At 47.2% G+C, this 1,225-nt stretch carries 1 protein-coding gene; it reads left to right on the top strand.

The genetic code is table 11. The features are described from left to right. Positions 1-106: 106 nt before the first annotated feature. A complete protein-coding gene (locus QM529_07665) occupies positions 107-1,141 on the top strand; it encodes a ribonucleotide-diphosphate reductase subunit beta (protein ID MDI9314531.1) in 1,035 nt (344 codons plus the stop codon). The last annotated feature ends 84 nt before the right edge of the window (positions 1,142-1,225 follow it).

Raw genomic sequence — 1,225 nt, 5'->3', positions numbered from 1 at the left:
CCCCGAATCGCCGCATTATGACAAACTGATTCGTTAGAGGCTCGAATTTTTGCAAACCATTCTAAATAACAATTTTTAAACCCATTTTATTTTAAGGAGAAACCCCATGTCATTATTAAACGCCGAACCAATTTACAAACCATTCCATTACCCCTGGGCTTACGAGGCCTGGCTGTTGCAACAAAAATTACATTGGTTGCCGGAGGATATCTCCCTGGCCGATGATGTGAAAGATTGGCAAGGCAAATTAACCCCGGGCGAAAAAAACCTGCTGACGCAAATTTTTCGCTTTTTTACGCAAAGCGATATCGAGGTCAATAATTGTTACATGCGCAAATACGCCGGCGTGTTCCAACCGACCGAGGTTATTATGATGCTCGCCGCCTTCGCCAACATGGAAACCATCCACGTCGCGGCCTATGCCTACCTCCTCGACACCATCGGCATGCCCGAGGTTGAATATTCGGCCTTCAAAAATTATAAAGAGATGAAGGACAAATACGATTACATGCAACAATGGGGCATGAAAACCCCAACCCAAATGGCCACCACCATGGCGGTGTTCGGCGCATTTACCGAGGGGTTGCAATTATTTGCGTCGTTCGTCATGTTGATGAATTTTCCGCGCTTTAACAAAATGAAGGGCATGGGGCAAATCGTTACCTATTCGGTGCGCGATGAATCGTTGCACACCGAATGTATCATTCGCTTGCATAATATTTTCTTGCAAGAAAACCCCGAGGTGAAAACGCCCGAATATGACAATACGTTGTTGGAAATTTGCAAATCGATTGTCAAGCACGAGGATGCCTTCATCGACCTGTCGTTTGAAATGGGGCCGGTGCAGGGGTTGACGGCGGAGGATGTAAAAAAATACATTCGTTACATCGCCGACCGCCGGTTGCAACAGCTGAATTTAAAACCGCATTTTGGTATTGAAAAAAATCCCCTGCCCTGGATGGATGAAATGATGAATGGTGTGGAATTCACCAACTTCTTCGAAAACCGCTCGACCGAATATGCGCGCGGTGCCACCACCGGCACGTGGGAGGAAGCTTTCGACGCGATTTTAGACCAAAAACCAGACGCGCCACAATTGATTCGCAATTCGCCGCGCGCCGGCGTTCCCGCCAGCAAGTAGGCAAATAATTTTATCAAAAAATTCTGCCCTCAAGCAGCGTAGCGTGCGCTCAAGTAACGAAGTGATAGCGCAAACAAATAGGGC

It is taken from the genome of Hydrotalea sp. (genome assembly GCA_030054115.1).
Lineage (GTDB): Bacteria > Pseudomonadota > Alphaproteobacteria > JASGCL01 > JASGCL01 > JASGCL01.
Note: the sequence above shows the minus strand (reverse complement) of the source record. Positions and strands in the feature narration are given on the sequence as shown.

Bases quoted from the DNA above. Each gene is read 5' to 3' on its own strand.
- QM529_07665 (MDI9314531.1), top strand. From the start codon at position 107: ATGTCATTATTAAACGCCGAACCAATTTACAAACCATTCCATTACCCC.